The 502-nt window shown below is 73.3% G+C and carries 1 pseudogene; it reads left to right on the forward strand.

The window, feature by feature from the left end:
• Nucleotides 1-234 (forward strand): annotated as a pseudogene (gene bchD, locus FV230_RS30425) (magnesium chelatase ATPase subunit D); the annotation flags it as partial.
• Between the last annotated feature and the right edge of the window lie 268 nt (nucleotides 235-502).

Consider the following 502-nt stretch of genomic DNA (forward strand, 5'->3'; position numbering starts at 1 on the left):
CTCCTGGCCGAGGCCGACGGCGGCCTCGTCGTCGTGCCGATGGCCGAGCGCCTGTCGCCCGGCACGGCGGCTCGTCTCGCCGCGGCGCTCGACACCGGCACGATCACGGTCGCGCGCGACGGTTTCTGCGAGACGCGGCCCGCCCGCTTCGGCCTGGTGCTGCTCGACGAGGGGCTCGACGACGAGGCGCCGCCGAGCGCGCTCACCGAGCGCCTCGCCTTCGACGTGGATCTGCGCGCCTTCGGACTGCGGGAGATCGAGGATGCTTCGCCCGGGCATGACGCGGCGGACCTTCGGGGGTTGCAACGGGCGCGTTCCGCAGAACGCCATTCTTCTGGAACGGCTTTCGCATCCGCCCACCCCGAACGGCGATCGCAGGAACCGCTTTTCCCTCCCCCCTCTGCGGGGGAGGGTGGCCCGCGAAGCGGGTCGGGAGAGGGGAGCGACGATGCCGGATCCGGCGCTCCCCTTTCCCGCCCCTCGCTCACGCGAGGCCCACCCT

The sequence above is a fragment of the Methylobacterium sp. WL6 genome (genome assembly GCF_008040095.1).
In the GTDB taxonomy this organism is placed as follows: Bacteria; Pseudomonadota; Alphaproteobacteria; order Rhizobiales; family Beijerinckiaceae; genus Methylobacterium.